Source organism: Kingella negevensis (genome assembly GCF_030177895.1).
GTDB classification, from domain to species: Bacteria; Pseudomonadota; Gammaproteobacteria; order Burkholderiales; family Neisseriaceae; genus Kingella_C; species Kingella_C negevensis.
In genome coordinates this window covers 868,513-893,652 of record NZ_CP123448.1, presented here as the reverse complement: position 1 = coordinate 893,652, position 25,140 = coordinate 868,513, and the positions used below count along the sequence as shown (strand labels likewise).

Below are 25,140 nucleotides of genomic sequence, written 5' to 3'. Positions count from 1 at the left end.
CTTTTTCAGGCTGCCTGAAAAATAAAATCCCATTGATTTAGCAATGGGATTTTTGAAAGTTTAGGCTAATTGTTTTTCAAGCGCAAAAATGGCTTGTCGGCAACGCGAGAGGTTGGCTTCTTTTCTATCTACGGCGAGATAGATAAACATATGTTTGTATTTTTTTGATGGACACATCAGGTGATATTGCGTGGTTAATGTAATCAAAATATCGTTGATTTCATCGTCCATCGCTAATCTGTCCATAATGCGGCGTTTGGCTCGAATCACTTCGCTGCCTCGTCCTGCTACCACTTCTAAATCGTAGCTTGGGTCGTTGTTGGCAGATGCCATCAGCATGCCGCTTTCGTAATCGACAATTGCTGCTGCTATTGCTCCTTTTAGTGTGACTAAACCTTCAGTCATTTTTTGGAGATTCATGGTAAAAGCCCTTTCTGTATGTTAGTTGCTGGATTTTACACCTTTCAATTTCTACTCACACGAATTTTTTATGGTTTACTGTTAAGTTTTGAAAATGCTGGGTAGCAGTGCTTATTCATTGCTACTTTGACATGCGTCTTGCCATATTTGTTTGACTAGGTCTGCCCAATCTGAACCAAATTGTTGGTAATCAAACAATGGGGTTTTGCGGACGTGTTTACGCATGCCTAGGCGCATGGCGTTGAGCATGCCCCAACGGGCTGGGTTCGCCCAATAGATGGCTTTGCCTAAATATTCGGCTTCGTTGTGGCATATCCAGTCGGGCAGTTGCGCGGCAGACATGAGTTGTTCGCCTTGTCTGGCTAACATGCCTGGCTGTGTGAGGGTGAGCGTGGGTACGCCCATCCATAGGGCTTGGCATGTGGTTGTTCCGCCAGGGTAGGGGAAAGTATCTAAAATGATGTCGATTTCATTGTATGCTTTGAAATAATCGATTAAATCGGTGGCTTCGTGAATGTCTACGCGTGATTCGTCTAAGCCACTTTGACGTAGGGTTTCTTTAAATTTTTGCATGTGCAGGCTGTTGGGTTTTAACTTATCTGCCTGAATGCGCCAGCGTGCGTTGGGTAGAGTGCGTGCGATTTCTGCCCATGTGGATAATACGGATAAGTTGATTTTTTGGATATTTTGGAAACAGCCAAATGTGATGTAACCGTTTTTTAGCGCAGGCAATGGGTTGATTTCTCCTGCTTCTGGTGGTTCGTGCATGCACAAGCGTGTATGCGGCATGCGCCAAACTTTTTCGACAAACCATTTTTCTTCGCCTTCTGGGACGCAATAGGGGTCAGCAATGACGGCTTGTTCGGTAGATAAGCCTGTGGTGGCGAAATAACCTAACCAGTTGATTTGCACGGGTGCAGCTTGTGCGGCGATTACGCCGATGCGGTGTCCTTTAGTTAAACCTGATAAATCCAGCAGAATGTCGATTTTGTCTGCTTGGATTTTTTTGATGACTTGTTCATCTGTTAAATCGTGAATAGCATGCCAGTTTTTAAATCTGGGTTTGATGTAATCGCTTAAGGTGTCGAAATGGTCTGGTTCGTTGTTAGCATAGGCTGACCAGTCGAATTGTTCGGTTGCTTGGCTTTTGAGTAGGCTGGAAACGAAATAGCCAACGGGATGTAAACATAAATCGGCAGATAAAATACCGATATGCAAACGTTTATTTTGTTGTTCTAAAGTGGGTTTGGGTGCGGTTTTTTTGCATAGGGTACGCACAATTCTGTCGCCATGATGTTTGGCTTCTGCAAACAGGTTTTCAGGCTGCATGTGTGTCATGTAATGCAGGCTGAACATCATGTTGGGAAAGGCTTTGGCATAACCTGTGTGGTTTTCTAGCAAATCTTGATAAAAGGGAAGGGCGCTTTCTCCTTCGTGATTGCCTTGCAAACATACGGCTAAACCAAATTTGGCTTCATCATTTTCAGGCTGCGTGTTTAAGATTTCTCTGTATAACTGAATGGCTTGGGGTAATTTGAAATGATTGCGGTATTCATGGGCAAGATTGAATTTTGCGTCAACATAATCAGGGGCAATTTCTAAAATGCGTTCCAAGCATTGAGTGGCTTCATCATGCTTTTTTAATTTGCGCAACACAACGCTGGAATTGAACCATGCGTCTACATTTTTTTCATCTACCTGCAAGGCGCGTTGAAAGAAATCGTATGCTTCTTCATAGCGATTCATTCTGTGATAGGCACTGCCCATATTGCTGAGCATGGTGGTGGATTGTTCCCAGTTAGGCAAGCGTTGCCACATGGTGATGCCTTCGTCAATACGGTTGTTTTCACACAGTAAAACGGCGGCTAAATTGAAAATGGCATCTTGGTTTGTTTGCTCAGTTAAAGGGAGAATTTTATCTAATGCTTCTGCTTTGTATCCGCTTTGCCATAATTGGTAGGCTTCTTGATAAATTTGTTCGTAATTGCTCATGAATGTTTATCCACTATAAAATGCAGCCTGAAACTTTCAGGCTGCCTGAAAAATAACCCTTTGGTTATGTTACCAAAGGGTTATTTTGTTTACAAATTACTTCTTCTGATGGGTAATCAATTTGCCCAATGCCATTACCAACTGTTCGTCAGTGAATGGTTTGCAAATGAAAACCACGTGCGCCATATTGCAAGGCTTTCAAACCTGTTTGACGGTCAGACAAGGCAGAAACCACCAAAATGCTGGTATCAGCACTGATTTCGCGAATGCGTTGGATACATTCCAAACCGTCCATTTCAGGCGTGGTTAAGTCCATGGTAATCAATTCAGGTTTGTGTTCTTTGAACATTTGCAACACTTGTTCACCATTAGAAGCGGTGGCTACTATTTCCACAGACAAGTTTTTCAGGCTGCGTTCAATACGGTTACGGATGATGTTGGAATCATCGATAATCATTAGTTTATACATAGTTTTCTTTCGTTAAATTAGGCTTTTGGGAAAGTTAAGCTAAAGCGTGTGTAACTTTCTGCGTCTGTTGCTACGCTGATACGACCGCCCATGTTTTGCACGGTTTCTTTGATGATGTCCATGCCTACGCCGCGACCTGCATCTTCTGTTTCAGAGGTGGCAGTTGAGAAACCGCTGCTGAACATCAGGCTTAACATTTGACGCTGTTCCATAGATTCAGCTTCTGCTGTATCCATCAAGCCTAGCAATACGGCTTTGCGACGAATAGCGTCGAAGTTAGAATCTGTATTCACAAACAACTATTTGATAAATTTTAATATTTGTGAAATATACCCTAGTTTAACAAAATTTTCAGCAGATAAATTCGTCTGCTCAAAATCTTTTGCTAAACGTCGAGACCAACCTAACCATGCAAACGTTCGTTCTACAATCCAACGTTTGGGCAGAATATGCCAAGAAATATCTTGAATTCTCTTTGAAATCTCAACAGTTAAACCCAATTGCTCTGATACTTCACGCTCAAATGTATTCCGATAACCTGCGTCCGCACAGAAACCTTTTAAACTCGGATAGGTCTCAAACGCTTTTTTTGCTACAAAAATACCTGCTTTTGTGTCATGAATATTGGCTGCATGAACCACAACAGACAATAGATTACCCAACGTATCAACAGCTATATGTCGCTTACGACCTTTGATTTTTTTACCTCCATCAAAACCTTTATCATGTGCGCTAGAAGCTGTTTTGACACTTTGTGAATCAAGAATGGCATAAGTTGGCATTGCTTGTTTTTGATGGATTAAACGTTTTTTTGAACCAATGCCAAAAGAATTCTATCCCATAAGCCTGATTGATTGGCTCTGCGATAGAAACTCCATACGGTTGAATAAGGTGGAAAATCATTGGGCAGCATACGCCATTGGCAACCTGTTTTGGTGATGTACAAAACGGCATTCACTAATTGACGTTTATCCCATTTGTAGTGGCGTAGCTGGTTAAAATATGGCTCAATCGCTTGCCATTGGGCATCTGTTAAGTCTGTTGGGTAGGATTTTCTAGTCATAAAGATATTTTATCATTTTTGTGAATACAGGTTCTTAAATAGCTTTTCTTCATAATGTATTTGTTTCCTCAACAAAGAATTGTAAAAAAATAATCATGTAATATTTGCATTATTTTGATGTACATCAAGAAAGTTTTGTATTCTTCTTATAACACTCATCTAAAAGACGCAAAAAAACCTGTTGTTTCAAATAACAACAGGTTTTTTAATCAGTCTAAAAATTAAGCCATTGCTTTTACTTTAGCAGACAAACGGCTTTTGTGACGTGCAGCTTTGTTTTTGTGGAATACGCCTTTATCAGCGATACGGTCCAAAACTTTAACGCTTTCTTGATAAACTACTTGAGCAGCAGCTTTGTCGCCAGCTTCAACAGCTTTCAACACTTTTTTCACTGCAGTACGGAAAGCAGTACGCAGACTTGCGTTGTGTGCACGGTTTTTCAAAGATTGACGGGCGCGTTTGCGAGCTTGTGCGCTATTTGCCATTGTAAATACTCCTGAATTAGGGATTAGTTGATTTCGTAAAACGCGCCATTCTAAACACTAAGTCGGTAAAATGCAAGTATTTTCAATGCTAAAACGCATTTTTCAGGCAGCCTGAAAAAAATAACGGTCTTTACAACATATTCGTAAAATAATGATAAAATACCTCATTTTGTTTCCACTGCTTTGCTGTTTTCAGGCTGCATTATTAAAGTAATCATATTATGTCTTATCAACAAGCCAACATTCCCGTTCAAGAAGCCATCGCCGAAACCTTTTCAGACGCACTTATGGATTGCGGTGCATTATCCACAGCCATTGAAGACGCATTTGCAGGAACAGACAATGAGCAACCCATTTTCGGCGAACCAGGTATGCCAGAACAACAACTGTGGCAACAAAGCAAAATTGTAGCCTTGTTTGATGAGCAAGCCGATGTAGCAAGCATTATCGCGCAAGCCGCCCAAAGCATTAATTTACCTCAGCCTGAATACACCATTGAAACTTTGGAAGAACAAGACTGGGTGCGTTTAACACAATCTCAGTTTGACCCGATTAAAATTTCAGACCGTTTGTGGATTACCCCCACTTGGCACGAATCGCCAGATTCTAATGCCATTAACTTGCGCTTAGACCCAGGCTTAGCATTTGGCACAGGCAGCCACCCAACCACCCATTTATGCTTGCAATGGTTGGACAATAATCTGAAAGGCGGCGAAAGTGTTTTGGATTACGGCTGCGGCTCAGGCATTTTAACGATTGCTGCTTTGAAAGTGGGTGCAGGTTCCGCCACAGGCGTGGATATTGACCCACAAGCGATTAGAGCAAGCAACGATAACGCAGTACAAAATGATGTTCAGGCTGCATTCTATTTGCCAGACGGTTTGCCAGAAGGACAATTTGATGTTGTTGTTGCCAATATCTTGGCAAACCCTTTGCGTATGCTCGGCGAAATGCTGGCAGCGCGTACCAAAACAGGCGGACGCATTGTGTTATCAGGCATTTTGGCTGAACAAATTGATGAAATGAGCGGTATTTACTCACAATGGTTCGACCTTGCACCTGCCATTACTGACAACGGCTGGGCTTGCTTAAGCGGCGTAAAACGCTGATTTTTCAGGCTGCCACATTTCATTCCAAATTAGACAGAAAACATACCAAATATTATGAGCGAAATTAAAGTAAGTTGCCCAGAATGCAAACAACCTGTTTCTCTTGATTCTGCCATGTTGAACAAGACTCAGGGTCGTGCTGATTGTCCGCATTGTGGCTTTGTCTTTCATTTGGTTAAAAAATCCAAGAAAAAACCTGCAAATGCTACGCCAGCAGAAATCAGTTCACCTAGTCCAATGCCTCGCAATGAATCAGCGAATACGCCAAGTAAAAATTACGATGCCTTGATGAACGATAAATTAACGTTTCAAGCATTTGATGAAGACTCAAGCGTGGCAAAATTAAATTCAAAAACTGATGAAGAAATCACGCTGGATTTAAACGGTTTCCAAGAAATTGAAGAACCTACTTCTCCTCCAGTACCAGATTTTAAAGAAGTAGATGAAACCAATGTAGCAAAATCCCTGCAAAATATGTTTGATAATTTTGCAGACGTTGATGAGCAAGACAATAAACAAGTTCCTTCTTTTCATGAAGTGAAAGATAATGGTGAAGACAATATTCTGAAGCGTCAAACCAAGAACCCATTGTCTTACCGAATCCCCAAAGCAGCAGAAATGTTTGCGGAAGATGAGACGGCAAATAACCCATTCACTTTCACCATGCTTGACCGAGACAGCATCGCTTCACAGCTGCCACAAGTAACCATGAAAGAAAAAAATGGCACAACAGCCATAGCAGCGCAGCGCAGCGACCAACAAAATAACATCACTATCCACACAGATAGCCTAGTGTTTACCTTGATTGGCGACGGTCAAATTCCAGCAAACGCATTGCCTGCCAATAATGCTTACGTGTCTAGCGATGAACCCAACACGGCTACACAAACACAAGTTCAAGCAAGCACCGCAGTTGCCACACAAAACGATATGAACTGGACGGTTGCAACCATTGCTGCATTGATGGTTTTAATCGTGCAACTGTTCTACTGGGTTATTTTAATGATGTAACACAACACGCGTTTCAAGCAGTTTTCAGGCTGCCTGAAACGCTGTTTTTATGGATAATGATATGGAAAAACAAAAGTTATTTCTCTTTTTGACCCTATTATTTTCGTTTATTTTTCTGCTACTCATCGGCACAGGCGTGTATCTCCTATCCCTCAAAACGCAGCCTGAAAAACAATACGGCATTGCCGCCATACTTTTCGCCATCGGCGCAGCCAGCGCACAATTCACCAGCCTCATGCTGTATCTCAAAGCCAAAACAGGACAAAATCATGCTGAATAAAATCGTACTCGCCAGCAACAACGCAGGCAAACTGCGCGAATTTTCCGCCTTATTCGCCGCGCAAAATATTGAAATTTTGCCGCAATCCGCATTCAATACCCCAGAATGCCCCGAACCATTTCACACCTTTGTAGAAAACGCACTTGCCAAAGCACGCAACGCCAGTCGTGCCAGCGGATTGCCTGCATTGGCAGACGACAGCGGCATTTGCGCCACCGCATTAGGCGGCGCACCAGGCGTGTTATCCGCAAGATACGCAGGCGAAAACCCCAAATCAGATACCGCCAACAACGCCAAATTATCCGCCGACCTTGCCACACACAGCGACAAATCCTGTTATTACGTTTGCGTACTCGTGTTCGTGCGCCACGAAAACGACCCACAACCCATCATCGCCGAAGGCATTTGGCGCGGACAATGGCAGCCTGAAAGTGCAGGCGAAAACGGTTTCGGTTACGACCCCCATTTTTACGTCCCAGAATACGGTTGCACCGCCGCCGAATTATCGCCCGAACAAAAAAACGCCATCAGCCACCGCAGCAAAGCCCTTGCTGAACTCGTCCAAAAAATCAACGCAGCCTGAAAAATGTTAGCCCAATTACCCCCACTTTCGCTCTACGTCCACATTCCATGGTGCATACAAAAATGCCCCTATTGCGACTTCAACTCACACAAAATCAAAACCACGCTAGACGAAAACAGCTATATCCAAGCCCTGCTCACCGACTTGCGAACCGAATTACCCCACATCAACAACCGCTCGATAGAAACCATCTTCATCGGCGGTGGCACACCCAGCGTGTTCAGCGCAAACGCCATTCAGCAATTATTAGACAACATCCGCAACACCGTAATCCTTAGTGAACAAGCCGAAATCACACTAGAAGCCAATCCAGGAACATTTGAACGCACTAAATTTCAAGGTTTCAAAGACGCAGGTGTGAATCGCCTATCCATCGGTGTACAAAGTTTTGACGACCAAAAGCTCGCCGCACTGGGACGCATTCACAATGCCAACGAAGCACGCGCCGCCATAGAAACCGCACAAAACATTTTTGAGCGCGTAAACATAGACTTAATGTACGCCTTGCCCAACCAAACCGTTCAGGCTGCGTTAAACGACGTGCGCACCGCCGCCCAATTTGGCATAACCCACCTCAGCGCGTATCATCTCACGCTCGAACCCAACACCGCATTCGGACACACGCCGCCCAAAGGCTTGCCCGAGATGGACACCGCGCAAGACATAGAAGACGCCGTTCACAGCGAATTAGCCGCCTACGGATTTACACAATACGAAACCAGCGCATTCGCCAAACGAAACGAACACCGCGCCCGCCACAACATCAACTACTGGCAATTCGGTGACTACATCGGCATTGGCGCAGGCGCACACGGCAAAATTTCACACCGCAATTACATTGAACGCACCACGCGCAAACGCCACCCCAGCGAATACCTAGCCGCCATGCACAGCCAACCACAGCAAGCCATCGAACGAAAAACCGTTGCGTCCGAAGACGTACCATTTGAATTTATGATGAACGCCCTGCGCCTGATAGACGGTGTGCCAAGCGCATTATTCGCCGAGCGAACAGGCTGCGACATCGCCCACATTCAAACGCAAATCCAGCTCGCGCAACAAAAAGGCTTATTAGAAATGCAGCCTGAAAAACTCAAACCCACCGAATTAGGGCAGCGTTTTCTCAATGATTTAATTGAACTCTTTTTGTAAACCCATTTTCAGGCTGCGATAGAAAACGCAGTCTGAAAAAATATCACAACATGAAACCCGAACCCCTCATCACCCGCTATCTCCGTCGCCGCTATCTCACCGCCAACGAATGTAACCTACTGCGCCCCATATTCAAACAATCGCTGGATTATGCCGCCATGCGCGTCGCCGCAAAATGCTTCATGCCCTTTCAGGCTGCCCAAACCGCCATAACCCCAAACGGCATCATCTACCTCCCACAAAATCTCTACGCCCCCGATTTTGCCCAATCCTCGTGGACATTGCGCCAACTCTTCATTCACGAATGCGCCCACGTTTGGCAACATCGGCTCGGCTACCCCGTATTACGCTGCGGCATCTGTCTCGCCCTGCAAGGCGGCTACTACAAAAATCGCGCCTACCGTTATCGCCACCTGCTGCGCGACCGCCAAGACATCGCCCAGTTCAACATGGAACAACAAGCCGAAATCATCGCCGAATACTTCACCGTCAAATTTCAGCACGGCATAGAAGACCCAGCTTTAAAACCCGTGTTACAGCGCTTTTTACACAACCCCGCCGATAGCAGTTTGCTGCCTGAAAAAATGCGCATATAAAAGCAGCCTGAAAAAAGTTTCAGGCTGCGTTTTGCGTTAAAATGACATTTTTCAATTTTCCATTTTCAGGCTGCAAATACAAAACGCAGCTTGAAAAATCCCGAAAGCAAAATCATGATTCCCTACGGCAAACAAACCATTTCAGAAGCCGACATCGCCGCCGTTGTCAGCGTTTTAAAATCCGACTATTTAACCCAAGGCACACAAGTCCCAGCATTTGAAAGCAGCCTGAAAACCCACTGCGGCGCACAACACGCCATTGCCGTCTGCAATGCCACCGCTGCCCTGCACATCGCCTGTCTCGCGCTTGGTTTGGGCAAAGGCGATATTTTGTGGACAAGCCCAATCACGTTTGTGGCTTCGGCAAACTGCGGTTTGTACTGCGGCGCAAGCGTTGATTTTGTGGACATCGACCCAAAAACCATGAATATGTCTGTGGACGCATTAGCGGAAAAATTAGCCGCCGCCAAAATTTCAGGCAGCTTACCAAAAATTATCGTGCCTGTGCATTTGTGTGGCGAACCGTGCGATATGCAAAAAATTCACGCATTATCAAAAGAATACGGTTTCAAAATCATTGAAGACGCATCACACGCGATTGGCGCACGTTATCAAAATGGCTACGTTGGCAACTGCGAATACAGTGATATTACCGTTTTCAGTTTCCACCCAGTCAAAATCATCACAACCGCAGAAGGCGGCGCATGTTTAACGAATAACGCGGAATTAGCCAATAAAATCGCGCAGTTACGTTCACACGGCATCACGCGCAATGCTGATGAAATGGTCGGCGAATCAGACGGCTCTTGGTATTATCAACAAGTGGATTTAGGCTTCAACTATCGCATGACGGAACTTCAGGCAGCATTGGGTGTAAGCCAAATGACGCGCTTAAATGAATTTGTCGCTCGTCGTCAGGAATTGGCGACGCGTTATGATGAATTATTGGCGGATTCGCCTGTAGCGACACCGTATCGCAACCCTGAAAATATGTCTGCGCTGCATTTGTACCCGATTCGTGTGCTGCCTGAAAGCGGCAAAAATCGCCGTCAAGTGTTTGATTATTTGCGTGAACACGGCATTGGTGTGAATGTGCATTACATTCCTGTGCATACGCAGCCGTATTACCGCGAACTTGTTGGTTTTCAGGCTGGTGCATTCCCCCACGCGGAAACATATTACGCGCAAGCGATTAGTTTGCCGTTGTATTTTGGTTTGACTGAAGCCGAGCAAGATGTGGTTGTTAATACATTGAAACAAGCGTTTCAGGCAGCCTGAAAAATTAATTTCATTTGAGAAAATGGTGCGCGGGGCGCACCCTACAAAATAAGGGCAGCCTGAAAGGAATAAAAATGACCTTATGCATAATCCCAGCGCGTGGCGGCAGTAAACGCATTCCGCGCAAAAACATCAAATTATTCAACGGCAAACCCATGATTGCCCACAGCATTCAAGCTGCGCAAGATTCAGGCTGCTTTGAGCAAATCATCGTTTCCACCGATGACGCGGAAATCGCCGACATCTCGCAACAATATGGCGCAACTGTGCCATTTACGCGACCAGCCGAATTGTCGGACGATTTCGCCACCACAGGCGCGGTGATTGCCCATGCCTTTGATTTTATGCAGCAACACGGCTGGCAAGGCGACAGCGCGTGTTGTTTGTACGCAACTGCACCATTTGTGCAAGCCAATGATTTACAAAGTGGTTTGCTTGCCTTGCGCGACAATCAGGCAGATTTTGCGTTTAGTGTTACCAGTTTTCCGTTTCCAATTCAACGCGCTTTGAAATTGGCAGAAAATGGCACTGTTTCCATGTTTCAGCCTGATTTGTTTGCGGTGCGCTCGCAAGATTTGCCCGAAGCGTGGCACGATGCAGGACAATTTTATTGGGGAACGGCGGCAGCTTGGTTGGCGCAAAAACCGATTTTTAATAGCCACAGCGTTGCCTGTGTTGTGCCGCGTTATCGGGTGCAAGATATTGATACGTTGGAAGATTGGACACGCGCGGAGATGATGTGGCGTGTGTTGGCGGAATTGGGGGAATGAGTTTTCAGGCAGTCTGAAAGGATAAAATATGTTCATGAGACAATGGTTAATTTCATTTTTTGCATTATGTACTGCTGCTGTGTATGCAGCGAATCCCACATTAAATCAATTAGATTTCAAAATTGTGCCTGTTGTTTTTTCAGAAAAAGATATTCCTGCTCAATCTGCAACGGATTATCAAGCAATCAATATTCAAATTGCTGAAAATGAAATGGATACAACCCAGTATTATCCGATGTGGGTCAGTAAAAAGAAATGGCTAACGCAAAAAGATTATGGCATAACCCATACAGAAATCGCGCTAGATTCTCTACAACGGTTTGTATTAAGAACCTGTATTCACAAAAATGATAAAATATCTTTATGACTAGAAAATCCTACCCAACAGACTTAACAGATGCCCAATGGCAAGTGATTGAGCCACATTTTAACCAGCTACGCCACTAGGGGCTAATGACATTTTAGCTATAATTTCAACCAAATCAAAGCACAAGCTAATGACACGGTACTTTCATAATTACGTTTTAATTTATCGTACCGTGTTGCCAGTGCACGAAAATGCTTTAATCGTGCAAAAGCATTTTCTACCAAGTGCCTGATTTTATATAAATACCAATCTGTGTCCACATTAAGATGTTCTCTATTTTTCTTATATGGAATATTGGCTTTACTTTGTTTAGAATGAATTAACCGACGAAAAGTATCACTGTCAAAACCCCTATCAGCACACACGGTTTCATTATCACTTAAGTCCAATTGTGCCAATAAATCAGGCGCAACAACAATCTCATTTACATTACCAGCTGTAATCATAAATTCAATTGGATTACCACAAGCATCAACCGCTAAATGAATTTTAGACGTATGACCTCCGATACTCTTACCGACAGCTTGATGCACAATGGATTTTTTACCCATGCCGTGTTGATGAACACGGATATGACTACCGTCCATAAAGACCCATTCCATATCGGGTGTATCTGCCAAATGTTTAAATAATTTGGTAAAAATACCGCGTTTAGACCAGCGATTGAAACTTTGGTAAAGGCTGTTTGCTTTACCAAAATAACTAGGTATATCAGCCCATTGGCAGCCTGTACGTAAGCGAAACAGGATACCTTCTACTGTTTTGCGTAAATTTTTCTTGCGATAAATGCCAAGCTGTTTCAAAATAGGCAACAGTCTTGACCATGTTTCATTTGTAAGCGTGTTTCGGGACATGGCAAAGGTTTAGGATGGTTGTATGGAAACAATATCTTAAATCCTTTGCCTCTTTTTTTGAATTGTCAATAGCCCCTAGGGTATATTTCACAAATATTAAAATTTATCAAATAGTTGTTTGTGAATACGGGTTCTAAGTCTTAAATTATCACCAGTCGCGCAAAGAGAAATTGCTGAAATGACCACGCTTGCAGCAAAAAATCATTATGCTGTCGGTATTTTTCACTTTAAAACCAAGCGACAAATTATGGTTGCCAATGTGTATGAACCCTTAATGATTCACACACTTCAACTTTCCGATGCTGGTTCTTTAAGTGATATAAAAATATTACAGGGTATGATTAAAAATCATGAAATTGAGTTTCGCCTAGTTTCTCGGGACAAACAGCCAACTAATATGGCCGATTGGCAAATAATTAAAACTCATGAACAAATACCTAGTGCAATCGTAAAGAAATGGGCAACGCATGCTGCATGGGTCAATACTCGTTTGGCAATTACGCCTAATGATGCTGATGATTTAAAACAAAAAACAATACAGGGTGCAGCAGGCAATCGAGAAACGATTGTCTTAAATTTAAATCAAGATGGGCAAAAGAAATGGCAGCAACAATATGATTTACCTGCTCAAAATTTGCTTGTTTTATTGAATAAAAATAATGAACTCATTACACCTATTGATGATATTTACACTATGTATGCCGATAAAGAAGAGTTGGTTATTAAGGCATTGTATGGCAACGACTCCATAGATGAATTTTTACAGCAATTAAAAAAATAATTTTCAGGCAGCCTGAAAGATAAAAATCATCTTTTCAGGCTGCTTTTTGCTGATTTTTTTGTAAAATTGCTATTTTTGGGCACTACTATCTTGATTTGTAACGGATAATTTAGGATAATCCGCGCTTATTTTTAAAACATTGAAGGTAATAAAAAAATGACTCTTACCAAAGCAGAATTGGCTGATATTTTGGTTGAAAAAGTAAGCAGTGTAAGCAAAAATGACGCTAAAGAAATCGTGGAACTGTTCTTTGAAGAAATTCGCACAACTTTAGAGCGTGGCGAAGAAATTAAAATTTCTGGTTTTGGTAATTTCCAATTGCGTGATAAACCGCAGCGCCCTGGTCGCAATCCTAAAACTGGCGAAGAAGTGCCTATTTCTGCGCGCCGTGTTGTAACGTTCCACGCAAGCCAAAAACTTAAAGGCATGGTGGAGCATCATTATGATAAACAACGATAATTTATCTGTTATCCCTGCAAAACGGTATTTCACAATTGAAGAAGCATGTGATTTAGCTGGGATTACAACCCAGCAGCTTACTGAATGGCAACTTCAGGAATGCTTGGTGTTAGGGAAGGGCGCAAATGTTTTGACGCGCTCAGATGTGATGAAGTTGCGTCAAATGCGTTATGCAATTCTTTCGGTTACCAATATGGATTCTTTTGGTAATCCTGCTATTTCTAATGATGAAATGCGTAGCGAGTTGAAAGATATGCTAGCAAGTATTCAAAAAGTGCTTGCTCCTGAATAAAGCTCTTAATATAATCTCTTCCTTTCGGAGTGTGGCGCAGTCTGGTAGCGCACTTGCATGGGGTGCAAGGGGTCGAAGGTTCGAATCCTTTCACTCCGACCAAAAAAATAACAAAAAAGTCAGCTTAATTTGAGCTGACTTTTTTGTTTATGGTGTTTTAAATTTCTGCTAACTGCAAAATCACTTCGTTATTTTCAATTTTTGCAGCCTGAATAGTATGCTGTTTCAACATCGGGCGGAATAAGGCAAATTCCGCTAAATTCAACCGAATGGTTTTGTTAGACGTGTCCACGGTAAGTTTTTTCATTTTCGGGCTGCCAAGTGCTATGTTGGCAACAAAACCTAAGCCGAACGGGAACACGTATTGAAATGTCAGCGTGTTTTGCGTGTTGCCAACCAGTTTTAAGGTTAGATTTACGGTGGTTAAATTCAAATCATATTGTGCCACAATCGTGTTCGGTTCAGTCTGCGTGAAACGCACTGCCTTGTTGCGTTGCTTTAAAATACTTTGGCTGATTTCAGTTAAAGATTGTCGCCATTCTTACATTATATTTTCCTTTCAAAAAAAAGCAGCCTGAAAACGATTTTCAGGCTGCTTTCTGTTATTAACCGTGTTGTTTTAATGCCGCTTTCACAAACGCTTCAAACAAGCGATGTCCACGACGCGGATTTGACGTAAATTCTGGATGGAACTGACACGCGAAGAACCAAGGGTGGTCAGCAATCTCAATCGTTTCCACCAAACGCTCACGCCCAGCCGACACCCCGCCAATCGTTAAACCAGCCGCTTCCAGTTGTGCCACATAATTGTTGTTCACTTCATAGCGGTGGCGGTGGCGTTCACGAATTTGGTTCGCGCCATAAATTTTCGCCGCCAAGCTGCCTTCTTTTAGCTCAACTTCTTGCGCGCCCAAACGCATTGTGCCGCCCAAATCTGCGTTTTCATCACGCGTTTCTACGCTGCCGTCAGCCGTTTGCCATTCATCAATCAACGCAACCACTGGGTGCGGTGTTTTCAAATCAAATTCAGTAGAATTTGCGCCAGTCAAACCTGCCACATCACGCGCGTATTCAATCAACGCAATCTGCATACCCAAGCAAATGCCCAAATATGGAATTTTGTTTTCACGCGCAAAACGTGCTGCCGCAATTTTGCCTTCTACGCCACGAGAACCGAAGCCGCCTGGTACTAAAATCGCGTCAAAACCTTTCAAGTAATCCACGCCGTCTTTTTCAATATTTTCGCTGTCCAAATAAGTGATTTGAACGTCCGTTTGCGTGTGAATGCCGGCGTGTTTCAAAGCCTCAATCAGTGATTTATATGATTCAGTCAAATCCACATATTTGCCGACCATAGCAATTTTCACTTTGTGCTGTGGATTTTGAATTGCGTGAACGATTTTTTTCCAGTCGGTTAAATCAGCTTGTTTTACATTTAATTGCAACTGCTCGCAAATAATTGTGTCAATACCTTGATTGTGCAACATTTCAGGGCATTCATAAATGCTGCCCACGTCATAACTGCCCACAATCGCGCGCTCTTCCACATTGCAGAACAAGGCGATTTTGCGGCGTTCATCGGTTGGCATTTCTCTGTCCATGCGGCAAATCAAAATATCAGGTTGCAAACCAATGCTCAACATTTCTTTTACTGTGTGTTGCGTTGGTTTTGTTTTGATTTCGCCAGCCGCCGCGATATACGGCACATAGCTCAAATGCGCAAATAAGGTATTCGCGCGACCCAGTTGGCTACGCATTTGGCGAATCGCCTCCAAAAATGGCAACGATTCAATATCGCCCACCGTGCCACCGATTTCCACAATCGCCACATCGTAACCTTTTGCGCCTTCGTGAATGCGGCGTTTAATCTCGTCCGTGATGTGCGGAATCACTTGCACTGTGCCGCCCAAATAATCGCCACGGCGTTCTTTTGCAATCACATTTTCATACACTTGACCTGAGCTGAAGCTGTTCGCACGTGTCAAAGTTGCGTGAATAAAGCGTTCATAGTGACCCAAGTCTAAATCCGTTTCCGCGCCATCGTCTGTAACGAATACTTCGCCGTGTTGGAATGGGCTCATTGTGCCAGGGTCTACGTTGATATAAGGGTCAAGTTTCAGCATGGTTACATTCAAACCACGCGATTCAAGGATAGTAGCAATAGAAGCGGCGGCGATACCTTTGCCTAATGAAGATACAACGCCGCCAGTTACGAAAATAAATTTTGTCATGATTGTGATACCTGTGTTGGAATGTGCAATTTTAACGCAAAATAACGAACCCCTGCAATCTTTCAAAACGCAGCCTGAAACCGTCAGCCCAGTTTTCAGGCAGCCTGAAAAATGGCATAATACATAACTTTACATTCTATCGGACATGCGCCATGACAACCTCACAAAAAGGCAATGTATTCATCATTTCCGCCGCATCAGGCACAGGCAAAACCACGTTGGTAACACGCCTAGTTAATCACAACGACAATATTCGCGTCTCCATTTCGCACACTACACGCGCACCGCGTGAAAACGAGCAACACGGCAAACATTATTATTTTGTTACGCGTGAACAATTTAGCAGCCTGATTGAACAAAGCGCGTTTTTAGAACACGCCGAAGTATTTGGCAATTTCTACGGCACAAGCTCTGCCGCTTTAACCGAAATGTGCGAACAAGGCTACGATGTGATTTTGGAAATTGACGTGCAAGGCGCAGAACAAGTCCGCAAAGCCATGCCTGAAGCCATCAGTATTTTCATTTTGCCGCCGTCAATGGCAGTGCTGGAAGAACGCTTACGCAACCGCCAAACCGACAGCAAAGAAGTGATTGCACGTCGCTTGAGAGAAGCCGAACAAGAAATTCAACACGCCTTTGCGTTTGACTACATCGTTACCAACCGCGATTTAGTGCAAGCCGAAAGCGATTTGCTGCACATTTTTAAAGCCAGCCGCCTAAATTTGGCAAATCAACGTACAGCCGTTGAAAAAGTGTTGCAAAATCAGTAAAATCCAAAAACTCCACAGTTTCAGGCAGTCTGAAAACTTTATTTGTTTATTTGAAGAAAGAAGCAATATGTCTCGTATTACGGTTGAAGAATGTCTTCCACAAATTTCTAACCACTTTGATTTGACTTTGGCAGCCGCTCGTCGCGCACGTCAATTAGAAAACGGTACACAGCCTTTGGTTGATGATATTCGCAATGACAAACCAACAGTAACCGCGTTGCGTGAAATCGCAGCAGGCCAAGTGGGCGCAGAAATTTTGGCGCGCAATAAATAATTCTAATGATGAATTTTCAGGCTGCTTTTTTATAAAGGCAGCCTGAAATTTTTTTGATAATATTGTTTTTTATAGTAAATTTAAAATAAAATAGTGCAATTCTAATTTTATCTTTAAGGTGCATAAAATGGCATATTCAATTGATTTACGAGAAAAAGCATTAAATTGTTACAAGCAATGTAACAATGCAAGTAAAGTTGCCAAAACCTATGGTATCTCAAGAAATACGCTTTACCTTTAGATTAAATTAGAAGAACAAACAGGTAGCCTGAAACATCAAGTCAAAGGGCAAAATGCCACTAAATTGGATACGCAAGCACTCAAACAATATATTGAACAAAATCCTGATGCTTATCTCTATGAAATGGCTGAAATGTTTAGTTGCTCCCGCTTGCACCTTATTCGCCTGAATTAAATCCAATAGAAAAAACATGGGCAAATATTAAGAAATATATGCGTTCAATTTTGCCTAGTTATGATAATTTCACAGATGCGCTACTATCCTATTTTTATTTTAATTAACTATAAAACATAGTTATGCCATAAAATAAAAGAAATAATCTTTCAGGCTGCAACAAACAATCGCAGCCTGAAAAAAACATCATCACACATTCTCCATTCCTCATAAATACCACTATGCCCACACCACAACCCCAAGCCCCATACGATTCACTCACCGCCGATTATCGTGAGCAACTCCTCCGCGAAGCCCGTTATCTTTCTGCTGATGAACAACAGCAGTTAGAAAAAGCCTGCGCGTTTGCGTTTCATGCACACGATGGCCAAATCCGAAAAAGCGGCGAACCTTACATCACGCACCCGATTGCCGTTGCCACAGAATTGGCGCGCTGGCGCATGGATATTCAAGCCTTAAGCGCAGGTTTGATGCACGATGTTTTGGAAGACACCAGCGTAACCAAAGAACAAATGACCGCAGAATTTGGCGACACGATTGCTGAAATGGTGGACGGTTTATCCAAGCTGGAAAACTTGAAATACGACAGCAAAGAAGAACATCAAGCCGAAAGTTTCCGCAAATTGATTTTGGCGATGACCAAAGACGTGCGCGTGATTATCGTGAAGCTGTCTGACCGCTTGCACAATATGCGGACATTGGGCGCGAAAAAACCAGCCAGTCGCCGCCGCATTGCCACAGAAACGCTGGAAGTCTATGCGCCGATTGCCAACCGTTTGGGCTTGAACCACGTTTACCGTGAGCTGCAAGACTTGGCGTTTTTTGCCATGCACCCAGCGCGTTACGGCGTGTTGCAGCGTGCGATGACGACGTTTAAAAAAAATCGCCATGATGTGATTGAACGCGTGTTGCGTGAGATGAGCTTGCGTTTAGTGGGGCAAAATATTGAAGCGCAAATTCGTGGGCGCGAGCGCAATTTATACAGCATTCATCAAAAAATGCTGACGAAAAAAGTGAAGTTTGAAGAATTGCAGGACATTTATGGCTTTCGTGTGATTGTGAACAGTGTGTCGCAGTGTTACACCGCTTTGGGCGCGTTGCATGGTTTGTATCAACCAAAACCTGGGAAATTTAAAGATTTCATCGCCATTCCAAAATCCAACGGTTACAAATCGTTGCACACCACTTTGAGCGGACCTTACGGTTTGCCGATTGAAGTGCAAATCCGCACGCGTGAAATGAACATGATTGCGGAAGTGGGTTTGGCGAGCCATTGGCGCGATTCAGGTAGTCAAGAAGATGAAACTACGCGCCGAACCAATCAATGGCTGAAAAATATTTTGGACTTGCAAGCGCGTAGTGAAAATGCGATTGAATTTTTGGAACACGTGAAAATTGATTTGTTCCCGAATGAATCGTATATGCTCACACCTAAAGGCAAAATCATCACACTGCCACGCGGCGCAACGCCGATTGACTTTGCGTATGCGGTTCACACCGATGTGGGCAATCATTGCGTGGGCGCGCGTGTAAACAAAATTCCTGTGCCTTTGCGGACGCGCTTGAAAACAGGCGACACGGTGGAAATTATCACATCTGAATACGCAAAACCGAATCCTGCGTGGCTGAATTTTGCCGCGTCTAGCCGTGCGCGTAGTGCCATTCGCAGTTACATTAAAAATGCTGACCGTTCGGACGCGATTGCATTGGGCGAGCGTTTGTTGGCAACGGCTTTGGGCAGTTTGTTGCCGAAGAAAGTGGCGGAATCTGATGAACTGAAAGAGAAGTATTTTCAGCAGTTGGCGGACAAGCAGTTATCGTTTGAAGATGTGCTGTATAACGTGGGCATTGGGCGCACAATGCCTGTGGCAGTGGCGATGGAAATTGCAACTATGGCTGGCGAGCATTTTGGCGATGAAGTGAAACTGAGCCCGATTCAGGTAAACAGCCATGAAACGGCGCGTGTGCATTTGGGCAAATGTTGTTTGCCTGTGGCTGGGGATAGTATTCGTGCGGTGGTTGTGCCTGAACAGGGCTTGATGATTCATCGCGATATTTGCCCTGTGCTGCTGAAAACGGACGCGGAACATCAACTGGACGCGGATTGGGCGGCTTTGCCTGAGGGCATGGAAAAGATTTATCAGACAGCTTTGGTGGTGTCTTCAGAAGATTCGCATGGTTTGCTGGCGAATATGGCAAGCGCGATTTCGGAAACGGGCTGCGATATTGTTTCGGTGGATACGTTGTCTAAGGCGCAAGAAGGCTTTATTGAGTTTAAGTTTACGCTGACTGTGCGTGATTTGTTGCATGTTCAGGCTGTGATGGCTCGGTTGCATAAGATTGTGCAGGTGCGTAAGGTTGTTCGGGTGTGATTTTCAGGCTGCCTGATTGTTGGTGCGTGGGGCGCATCCTACGATAAAACGCAGCCTGAAAACAAAAAAACCGTTATCTTCATCAAGATAACGGTTTATATTTTTTTCAGGCTGCCTGAAACTTATTCAGCCACAGCATCTTCAAAAGGATTTGGATTGGTTTCCACTTGTTGCAACGCAGGACGTGGGGCAGCAGCAGGTTTGCTATCATGTTGAACGCTAACAGAGCGTGATGGAACAATCGTAGAAATAGCGTGTTTATACACCATTTGCGTTACAGAAGTGTTGCGCAACAACACAACATACTGGTCAAACGATTCCACTTGCCCTTGCAATTTAATCCCGTTTACCAAGTAAATAGAAACAGAAACATGCTCTTTGCGCAAAGCGTTCAAGAAAGGGTCTTGTAATAATTGTCCTTTGGCTGTCATTTTTGAAACTCCATTATGGTTATGATTATGTTGCCAGCGAAAAACTGGCGGTAAAACAAGTGTTGATTTTAACGTGAATTAACCAAAATAACCAACTATATTTTTTCAGGCAGCCTGAAAATGACAGAATAAACCACAAAATTTATAATTCTAGTGTTTTAAATTTGAACGATTACCGCGTTGCCAACGCCTTTATGTACCACGCGCACACGGCAGGCGTTGTCGCCTTGTACTCGTTCAAATTTACAACACTATATTTTATTTGATTTAACTTTCAGGCAGCCTGAAACCCATGAAACTCAACCCCCAACAACAAGAAGCCGTGGAATATCTCGGCGGCGCATTATTCGTACTCGCAGGCGCAGGCAGCGGCAAAACGCGCGTGATTACCGAAAAAATCGCCTACATGATTACCCAAGCGCACTACAAACCGCACCACATCGCCGCGATTACCTTTACCAACAAAGCCGCCAAAGAAATGCAAGAACGCATTGCCCAACGGCTCGGCAAAGACCAAACGCGCGGCTTAACCGTGTCCACGTTTCACTCTTTGGGCATGAAAATTCTGCGCGAAGAAGCCCCACACATCGGTTACAAAAAAAACTTTTCCATTTTAGACGGCTCCGATAGCGGCAGAATTATCAGCGAATTGCTGGGCAGTTCAGGGCGCGAGCCGATTTTTCGCGCACAACACCAAATTTCGCTGTGGAAAAACGATTTGAAAACACCCGAAGACGCTTTTCAGGCTGCGAGAGAAACCGATGACGAATGGCTGCAACAAGTCGCACAAGTTTACGCCGCCTATCAAGCCACGCTGGAACACTATCAAGCCGTAGATTTTGACGACTTAATCCGCTTGCCAACCTTGTTGCTGCAAAACAATTCAGACGTGCGCCTGAAATGGCAAAAATGTCTGCGCTATTTGCTGGTGGACGAGTGCCAAGACACCAACGCTTGCCAATACGCGCTCATGCGTTTACTCACAGGCATTGAAGGCATGTTCACAGCCGTGGGCGATGATGACCAATCCATCTACGCATGGCGCGGCGCAAATATGGAAAACTTGCGCCGTTTGCAAGAAGATTACCCAGCCTTAAAAATCATCAAGTTGGAACAGAATTACCGCTCAACGGCGCGAATTTTGAAAGTGGCGAATAATGTGATTGCGAATAATCCCAAGTTGTTCCCAAAAACATTGTGGTCTCAATTTGGCGAGGGCGATGTGGTGCGCGTGATTGCGTGCAAAGATGAAAACCATGAAGCCGAATTTGTCGTGAATCAAATCGCGCGAAACAAGGTGGTTTACGGAGCGGATTTTGCGGATTTTGCTATTTTGTATCGCGGCAATCATCAGGCGCGTTTGTTTGAAGACGCGTTGCGCTCGGCGCGGATTCCGTATCAGATTTCGGGCGGACAAAGTTTTTACGACAAGGCGGAAATTAAAGACGTGTTGGCGTATATGCGTTTGTTGGCGAATCCGAATGATGACCCTGCATTTTTACGCGCCGCAACCACGCCCAAACGCGGCATTGGCGACACGACTTTGGGCAAATTGAACGATTATGCGAAACAGCACGAATGCAGTTTGTTTGAAGCGGCTGGCAGTCTGAAAGCGATGGAATCCTTGTCCACAAAAAGCCGTGAAAGTGTGCAGCAATTTATGGCGTTGCTGCATGATTACCGTGAACGGGCTACGGTGGACGCGGCTGGGGAAGTGGTGCAGGATTTGCTGTCGGATATTCAATACGAAGCGCATTTGAATGGGCAAGATGAAAATTTGCGTGCGGCGGAAATGCGTTGGCGAAACGTGCAGGATTTGGCTGGCTGGTTGGAACGCAAGGGCGAAGACGGCGAGAAAAATTTGATTGAATTGACGCAAACGATTGCGTTGATGACGTTGCTTGAGGGCAAGGACGAAGAAGAAGTGGACGCGGTGAAGTTGTCCACGTTGCACGCGTCTAAAGGGTTGGAATATCCGTTTGTGTATTTGGTGGGCTGTGAAGAGGGGTTGTTTCCGCACGCGGATAGTGTGGAAGAGGGGAACTTGGAAGAAGAACGGCGGTTGATGTATGTGGGGATTACGCGTGCGAAACAGCAATTAACGCTGACGCATTGTGTGAAACGCAAACGCCAAGGGGTGTGGCAGTTTCCTGAGCCGAGCCGTTTTATTGATGAAATGCCGCAGCAGGATTTGGAAATTTTGGGGCGTAAGGGTGGTGCGCCGATTGTGTCTAAAGCTGAGGGTCGGGCGAGGTTGGGCGGTATGTTGGATATGTTGAATAAGAAAACGGGACAGTAAATTTTGATTAGAAAGCAGCCTGAAAATGTTTTCAGGCTGCATTTGTATAAATGTGAGGATTTAATATGACGCAAACTTTCGCTCAAGATGATTTCAACCGCAAACCGATAGCCGAGAAAATCATCAAATTACTGCAATCTAATATTGACGTTTCGCCTATGGTCATTGCTGGCGGAGATTATTCGGGTTTGCGTGCCTGAAGATGATACGGCGGAGGGTTACAGATGAGGTATTAATATAGCTAAAAAACAAAAAGCAGCCTGAAAAACATTTTTCAGGCTGCTTTTATATATTACAAAACAATCGTCTGCTGCAAAAATGCTAAAACCGCCGCCAACTCTTCCGCCGTTTCCGCTTGCGTGCCGTTGCCTGTGTGTCCGCCTTTTTCGGGCGCAAACAGCCACGCTTTCGCATTCGGATTCTCACGCAATTTCGCATAAAATTTCAGCGCGTGAGCAGGGTGGACACGGTCGTCTGACAAACTGGTCGTGATGAACGCTGGCGGATAATTCAGGCTGCCTGAAAGCTGATGATACGGCGAAAACGCTGCCAAATACTCGCGCATTTTTGGGTCGGCTGGGTCGCCGTATTCGTCAATCCAACTCGCGCCTGCGTACAATTCCGTGTAGCGCAACATATCCGTGAGTGGCACTTCGCAAATCATCGCGCCCAAATTTTCAGGCAGCCTGCAAAATGCGGACGCGACAACCAAACCGCCATTGCTGCCGCCTTGAATGGCGATTTTTTTCGCGCTGCTGTACCCGCGTTCCACTAAATCATTGATTACCGATAACAAATCATCAACGCTCTTATGTTTATTTTCACGCTGCGCCGCCGTGTGCCAATGCGTAAACTCGCCGCCGCCGCGCACATTCGCCAACACAAACGCACCGCCACGCTCCAACCAATGCCGCCCAATCGCGCCCATATAATGCGGCAATTCAGGCACAGCAAAACCGCCGTACACATAAACCAAAGTCGGCGTATCGGGCGATTGCGTTTTGCCAACGTGATAATACGGAATGCGCGTACCGTCCGCCGAAGTAGCAAAATTCTGCGTAACCACAATATCTTGCGCGTTAAACTGCTTCGGCTGACGGCGCAAAACCGTCAATTCCATCACATTTAAATCCAACGCAAACAAAGTCAAAGGCGTAACAAAATCGCTCGCCGCCAAGTAAACCGTATCGCCGCCCCAAGGCTGGTCGGCAAGCTCAATCGCGCCATTCGGAAAACGCGGCAACGCCTGCTCAACCCACGCGCCATTTTCCCATTTCCACGCTTTCAGGCTGCCTGAAACATTGTCCAACAAACTCGCAATCACAAATTTCCGTGTCGTTTCAATCAGTTCCAACGCTTGCGAACTCGTTGGCGCAAACAGACAAAACGCTTCGCCCAACTCGCCCTTATTCAATTTCACCGCAATCAGGCTGCCTGAAACATATTTTTGCTTACTGCGCTGCCAATCCGATTTCAAATGCAAAAATAATTGCCCAGCCAAATAACCCACGACTTCACAATCACGCGGCAGAGCCAATTTCACCGCTGCCAAATCCGCATTCACATAAAAATAATCCTTTTGAAAGAAAGACGTATTCGCTTCAATCAAATCCAACGGCGCACCCTGCGCGTCCAAATAACGCCACGCGCTGACCATTACGCCGTCCGCGTCCATTTCGTAAACAGGCGTGGCTTCGTCAAACGACTGACCGCGCTGCATCAACCAAACCTGACGCGGATAACCCGAAGTCGTGAGCTGCCGCTCGTCCCATGCAGGGCAAACCCAAACGCTGTTTTCATCGCGCCAAGCCACATGATTTTTGCCCAATGGAAAATGAAAACCACCCGATACAATTTCGCTAGTTTTCAGATTAAATTCAATCGTGTACGCACTATCCGAACCTTGTGAAGACAGCGAAATCAACGCTAATTCAGGGCGTTCCACATAATGCGACACGCCGTCTAAATACACATCATCGCCCAAAATTTCATCAAAATCCGCAACTGAAAATAAAATTTCCCAATCGGGAATGCCAGCACGATAGCTTGCCGCACTGCACACGCGATACACGCCTTTGGGCAAATCCGCCGACTGATGAAAATGGTACATTCGGGCGCGGTGTTCTTGGCAAAATGGGATTTGTCGCTCGTCTTGTAATTGTTCGGTAATTTGTTGTTTTGTTTTGTGGAAATTTTCGGATTGGCAAAATTTCGCCAGCGTTTTGGCGTGGGCAGATTGGTGGAATTTTTGCGTTTCGGGAGAATGGAGATTTTCTAAATATTGATAAGTATCTTGCATTTTTCAGGCTGTCTGAATAACTAATTAGAGAAAAAGCCCAAACATTTCTGTTTGGGCTTATATCTGGCTCCCCGAGCTGGGCTCGAAC

Annotated in this window: 29 protein-coding genes, 1 tRNA gene and 2 pseudogenes; 20 read left to right on the top strand and 12 right to left on the bottom strand. The window is 44.6% G+C overall.

Going from position 1 to position 25,140, the window contains the following annotated elements:
• Positions 1-60: 60 nt before the first annotated feature.
• From QEO93_RS05000 to rpsT, 7 genes and pseudogenes are all read right to left on the bottom strand, one after another.
• A complete protein-coding gene (locus QEO93_RS05000; RefSeq protein ID WP_032137045.1) occupies positions 61-420 on the bottom strand; it encodes a hypothetical protein in 360 nt (119 codons plus the stop codon).
• Between the two features lie 111 nt (positions 421-531).
• Complete coding sequence (locus tag QEO93_RS04995; RefSeq protein WP_032137046.1) at positions 532-2,412, bottom strand: O-linked N-acetylglucosamine transferase, SPINDLY family protein; 1,881 nt, start codon at positions 2,410-2,412, stop codon at positions 532-534.
• Positions 2,413-2,508: 96 nt separating this feature from the next.
• Positions 2,509-2,869: pseudogene (locus tag QEO93_RS04990) on the bottom strand (response regulator).
• 29 nt (positions 2,870-2,898) lie between these two features.
• Positions 2,899-3,174, bottom strand: coding sequence for an ATP-binding protein (locus tag QEO93_RS04985; RefSeq protein WP_245190639.1), 276 nt, complete (start codon positions 3,172-3,174; stop codon positions 2,899-2,901).
• Between the two features lie 6 nt (positions 3,175-3,180).
• Positions 3,181-3,663 carry an IS5 family transposase gene (locus QEO93_RS04980; RefSeq protein ID WP_085815393.1) on the bottom strand — a complete coding sequence of 161 codons (483 nt, stop codon included), beginning with the start codon at positions 3,661-3,663 and terminating at the stop codon, positions 3,181-3,183.
• A 17-nt stretch (positions 3,664-3,680) separates the two neighbouring features.
• Positions 3,681-3,944, bottom strand: a complete 264-nt coding sequence (locus QEO93_RS04975) for a transposase (RefSeq protein WP_003792189.1) — start codon at positions 3,942-3,944, stop codon at positions 3,681-3,683.
• A 221-nt stretch (positions 3,945-4,165) separates the two neighbouring features.
• Positions 4,166-4,429, bottom strand: a complete 264-nt coding sequence (gene rpsT, locus QEO93_RS04970) for a 30S ribosomal protein S20 (protein WP_032138195.1) — start codon at positions 4,427-4,429, stop codon at positions 4,166-4,168.
• 221 nt (positions 4,430-4,650) lie between these two features.
• Between rpsT and prmA the strand changes: the two genes are divergently transcribed.
• From prmA to QEO93_RS04925, 9 genes are all read left to right on the top strand, one after another.
• Positions 4,651-5,538 carry a 50S ribosomal protein L11 methyltransferase gene (gene prmA / locus QEO93_RS04965; protein WP_032138196.1) on the top strand — a complete coding sequence of 296 codons (888 nt, stop codon included), beginning with the start codon at positions 4,651-4,653 and terminating at the stop codon, positions 5,536-5,538.
• 54 nt (positions 5,539-5,592) lie between these two features.
• Entirely contained in the window at positions 5,593-6,549 is a 957-nt protein-coding gene (locus QEO93_RS04960; RefSeq protein WP_032138197.1) for a zinc ribbon domain-containing protein, read from the top strand.
• 61 nt (positions 6,550-6,610) lie between these two features.
• Positions 6,611-6,829, top strand: coding sequence for an NGO_0222 family membrane protein (locus tag QEO93_RS04955; protein ID WP_032138206.1), 219 nt, complete (start codon positions 6,611-6,613; stop codon positions 6,827-6,829).
• The gene (rdgB, locus tag QEO93_RS04950; protein WP_032138198.1) at positions 6,819-7,412 is read left to right on the top strand and encodes an RdgB/HAM1 family non-canonical purine NTP pyrophosphatase; all 594 of its coding nucleotides are present in this window, start codon (positions 6,819-6,821) and stop codon (positions 7,410-7,412) included. The genes QEO93_RS04955 and rdgB overlap by 11 nt, the downstream gene beginning before the upstream one ends.
• Before the next feature lie 3 nt (positions 7,413-7,415).
• Positions 7,416-8,564: a radical SAM family heme chaperone HemW gene (gene hemW, locus QEO93_RS04945; RefSeq protein ID WP_032138199.1), complete on the top strand. Its 1,149-nt coding sequence runs from the start codon at positions 7,416-7,418 to the stop codon at positions 8,562-8,564.
• Between the two features lie 50 nt (positions 8,565-8,614).
• Entirely contained in the window at positions 8,615-9,160 is a 546-nt protein-coding gene (locus QEO93_RS04940; RefSeq protein ID WP_044250581.1) for a hypothetical protein, read from the top strand.
• 90 nt (positions 9,161-9,250) lie between these two features.
• Positions 9,251-10,438: a UDP-4-amino-4,6-dideoxy-N-acetyl-beta-L-altrosamine transaminase gene (gene pseC, locus QEO93_RS04935; protein WP_245190693.1), complete on the top strand. Its 1,188-nt coding sequence runs from the start codon at positions 9,251-9,253 to the stop codon at positions 10,436-10,438.
• Between the two features lie 74 nt (positions 10,439-10,512).
• Positions 10,513-11,208 (top strand): pseudaminic acid cytidylyltransferase, encoded by a 696-nt coding sequence (pseF, locus tag QEO93_RS04930; RefSeq protein WP_032138200.1) that lies wholly within the window; start codon positions 10,513-10,515, stop codon positions 11,206-11,208.
• 34 nt (positions 11,209-11,242) lie between these two features.
• Positions 11,243-11,575, top strand: coding sequence for a hypothetical protein (locus QEO93_RS04925; RefSeq protein WP_085815631.1), 333 nt, complete (start codon positions 11,243-11,245; stop codon positions 11,573-11,575).
• 98 nt (positions 11,576-11,673) lie between these two features.
• Here the strand turns inward: QEO93_RS04925 and QEO93_RS04920 are convergent, their stop codons facing one another.
• Positions 11,674-12,429 (bottom strand): IS5 family transposase, encoded by a 756-nt coding sequence (locus tag QEO93_RS04920; RefSeq protein ID WP_085815416.1) that lies wholly within the window; start codon positions 12,427-12,429, stop codon positions 11,674-11,676.
• 178 nt (positions 12,430-12,607) lie between these two features.
• Here QEO93_RS04920 and QEO93_RS04915 point away from each other — a divergent pair, with 178 nt between their 5' ends.
• The 4 genes from QEO93_RS04915 (at position 12,608) to QEO93_RS04900 (ending at position 14,063) form a co-directional block, all read left to right on the top strand.
• A complete protein-coding gene (locus tag QEO93_RS04915; RefSeq protein ID WP_032136805.1) occupies positions 12,608-13,210 on the top strand; it encodes a hypothetical protein in 603 nt (200 codons plus the stop codon).
• 156 nt (positions 13,211-13,366) lie between these two features.
• Positions 13,367-13,669: an integration host factor subunit alpha gene (locus QEO93_RS04910; RefSeq protein WP_032136806.1), complete on the top strand. Its 303-nt coding sequence runs from the start codon at positions 13,367-13,369 to the stop codon at positions 13,667-13,669.
• Complete coding sequence (locus QEO93_RS04905) at positions 13,653-13,961, top strand: hypothetical protein (protein WP_032136807.1); 309 nt, start codon at positions 13,653-13,655, stop codon at positions 13,959-13,961. The genes QEO93_RS04910 and QEO93_RS04905 overlap by 17 nt, the downstream gene beginning before the upstream one ends.
• 25 nt (positions 13,962-13,986) lie before the next feature.
• A tRNA-Pro gene (locus tag QEO93_RS04900) sits at positions 13,987-14,063 on the top strand.
• Positions 14,064-14,118: 55 nt separating this feature from the next.
• On the opposite strand, the gene QEO93_RS04895 is transcribed toward QEO93_RS04900, so the two are convergent.
• Both QEO93_RS04895 and pyrG read right to left on the bottom strand, forming a co-directional pair.
• On the bottom strand, positions 14,119-14,409 hold the full coding sequence (locus QEO93_RS04895) for a hypothetical protein (RefSeq protein ID WP_143445757.1): 291 nt from the start codon (positions 14,407-14,409) through the stop codon (positions 14,119-14,121).
• 157 nt (positions 14,410-14,566) lie between these two features.
• The gene (gene pyrG, locus QEO93_RS04890; RefSeq protein ID WP_032136809.1) at positions 14,567-16,192 is read right to left on the bottom strand and encodes a CTP synthase; all 1,626 of its coding nucleotides are present in this window, start codon (positions 16,190-16,192) and stop codon (positions 14,567-14,569) included.
• Between pyrG and QEO93_RS04885 the strand changes: the two genes are divergently transcribed.
• From QEO93_RS04885 to QEO93_RS04865, 5 genes and pseudogenes are all read left to right on the top strand, one after another.
• Positions 16,191-16,319, top strand: coding sequence for a hypothetical protein (locus QEO93_RS04885; protein WP_257874991.1), 129 nt, complete (start codon positions 16,191-16,193; stop codon positions 16,317-16,319). The genes pyrG and QEO93_RS04885 overlap by 2 nt on opposite strands.
• Positions 16,320-16,344: 25 nt before the next feature.
• The gene (gene gmk, locus QEO93_RS04880; RefSeq protein WP_032136810.1) at positions 16,345-16,962 is read left to right on the top strand and encodes a guanylate kinase; all 618 of its coding nucleotides are present in this window, start codon (positions 16,345-16,347) and stop codon (positions 16,960-16,962) included.
• Positions 16,963-17,029: 67 nt separating this feature from the next.
• Positions 17,030-17,236, top strand: coding sequence for a DNA-directed RNA polymerase subunit omega (rpoZ, locus tag QEO93_RS04875; protein ID WP_032136811.1), 207 nt, complete (start codon positions 17,030-17,032; stop codon positions 17,234-17,236).
• 127 nt (positions 17,237-17,363) lie between these two features.
• Positions 17,364-17,758 (top strand): annotated as a pseudogene (locus tag QEO93_RS04870) (IS630 transposase-related protein).
• Between the two features lie 114 nt (positions 17,759-17,872).
• The gene (locus tag QEO93_RS04865; protein ID WP_032136813.1) at positions 17,873-20,023 is read left to right on the top strand and encodes a RelA/SpoT family protein; all 2,151 of its coding nucleotides are present in this window, start codon (positions 17,873-17,875) and stop codon (positions 20,021-20,023) included.
• A 122-nt stretch (positions 20,024-20,145) separates the two neighbouring features.
• Here the strand turns inward: QEO93_RS04865 and hfq are convergent, their stop codons facing one another.
• Positions 20,146-20,454, bottom strand: a complete 309-nt coding sequence (hfq, locus tag QEO93_RS04860) for an RNA chaperone Hfq (protein ID WP_044250089.1) — start codon at positions 20,452-20,454, stop codon at positions 20,146-20,148.
• A gap of 292 nt (positions 20,455-20,746) precedes the next feature.
• Here hfq and rep point away from each other — a divergent pair, with 292 nt between their 5' ends.
• The gene (gene rep, locus QEO93_RS04855; RefSeq protein ID WP_085815629.1) at positions 20,747-22,753 is read left to right on the top strand and encodes a DNA helicase Rep; all 2,007 of its coding nucleotides are present in this window, start codon (positions 20,747-20,749) and stop codon (positions 22,751-22,753) included.
• 65 nt (positions 22,754-22,818) lie between these two features.
• Positions 22,819-22,953: a hypothetical protein gene (locus tag QEO93_RS04850; protein ID WP_257874974.1), complete on the top strand. Its 135-nt coding sequence runs from the start codon at positions 22,819-22,821 to the stop codon at positions 22,951-22,953.
• Positions 22,954-23,045: 92 nt separating this feature from the next.
• Here the strand turns inward: QEO93_RS04850 and QEO93_RS04845 are convergent, their stop codons facing one another.
• The gene (locus QEO93_RS04845; RefSeq protein ID WP_085815628.1) at positions 23,046-25,052 is read right to left on the bottom strand and encodes a prolyl oligopeptidase family serine peptidase; all 2,007 of its coding nucleotides are present in this window, start codon (positions 25,050-25,052) and stop codon (positions 23,046-23,048) included.
• Positions 25,053-25,140 lie beyond the last annotated feature (88 nt).